The organism is Streptomyces sp. URMC 127, from assembly GCF_051386535.1.
Lineage (GTDB): Bacteria > Actinomycetota > Actinomycetes > Streptomycetales > Streptomycetaceae > Streptomyces.
This window is the reverse complement of sequence record NZ_JBPQTW010000457.1, coordinates 1-1081: the sequence shown is the minus strand read 5'-3', so window position 1 is coordinate 1081 and position 1081 is coordinate 1. Positions and strand designations below refer to the sequence as shown.

2 protein-coding genes are annotated in these 1081 nt (G+C 67.2%); both read left to right on the top strand.

Annotation, left to right across the window (positions count from 1 at the left end; genetic code table 11):
• Positions 1–865, top strand: an 865-nt coding sequence (locus tag ACSNOH_RS34880; protein WP_436725457.1) for an ABC transporter ATP-binding protein, incomplete at its 5' end; no start/stop codon positions are given.
• Positions 862–1081 (top strand): ATP-binding cassette domain-containing protein (locus tag ACSNOH_RS34875; RefSeq protein ID WP_436725456.1); only part of this gene is annotated, 220 nt, incomplete at its 3' end. The genes ACSNOH_RS34880 and ACSNOH_RS34875, both read left to right, overlap by 4 nt.

Sequence of the window (1081 nt, the reverse complement as noted above, 5' to 3'; positions counted from 1 at the left end):
CACCCCCACCGACACCCCCGCGCCCGTCCTCGCCGCCACCGGCGTCACCATGCGCTTCGGCGGACTCACCGCCGTACACAACGTCAACCTCACCGTCCAACCCGACACCATCGTCGGCCTCATCGGACCCAACGGCGCCGGCAAAACCACCCTCTTCAACTGCCTCACCGGCCTCTACACCCCCACCGAAGGCACCATCACCTACAAAGGCGCCACCCTCCCACCCAAACCCCACCTCGTCACCAAAGCCGGCATCGCCCGCACCTTCCAGAACATCCGCCTCTTCGCCAACATGACCGTCCTCGAAAACGTCCTCGTCGGCCGCCACACCCGCACCAAAGAAGGCCTCCTCTCCGCCCTCCTCCGCGGCCCCGCCTTCCGCCACGCCGAAAAAGCCTCCGAAGAACGCGCCATGGAACTCCTCGCCTTCACCGGCCTCGCCCCCAAACGCGACCACCTCGCCCGCAACCTCCCCTACGGCGAACAACGCAAGCTCGAAATCGCCCGCGCCCTCGCCAGCGACCCCGGACTCCTCCTCCTCGACGAACCCACCGCCGGCATGAACCCCCAGGAAACCCGCGCCACCGAAACCCTCGTCCACGCCATCCGCGCCCAAGGCACCGCCGTCCTCGTCATCGAGCACGACATGCGCTTCATCTTCACCCTCTGCGACCGCGTCACCGTCCTCGTCCAAGGCGAAAAACTCACCGAAGGCACCTCAGCAGCCGTCCAAGCCGACGAACGCGTCATCGCCGCCTACCTCGGCACACCCTTCGAAGGCGCACCAGGAGAAGAAGAAGCCGCCGAAGCCGCCGAAGTCGCCGCCGCCGAAGCTCGCACCGAATCAGAGGGGGAAACCCCGTGAACCCCCTCCTCGAAGTCGACAACCTCCGCGTCGCCTACGGCAAGATCGAAGCCGTCAAAGGCATCAGCTTCACCGTCCAAGCAGGCCAGGTCGTCACCCTCATCGGCACCAACGGCGCAGGCAAAACCACCACCCTGCGCACCCTCTCCGGACTCCTCAAACCCCTCGCCGGCACCATCCGCTTCGACGGCCGCCCCCTCGCCGGAACCCCCGCCC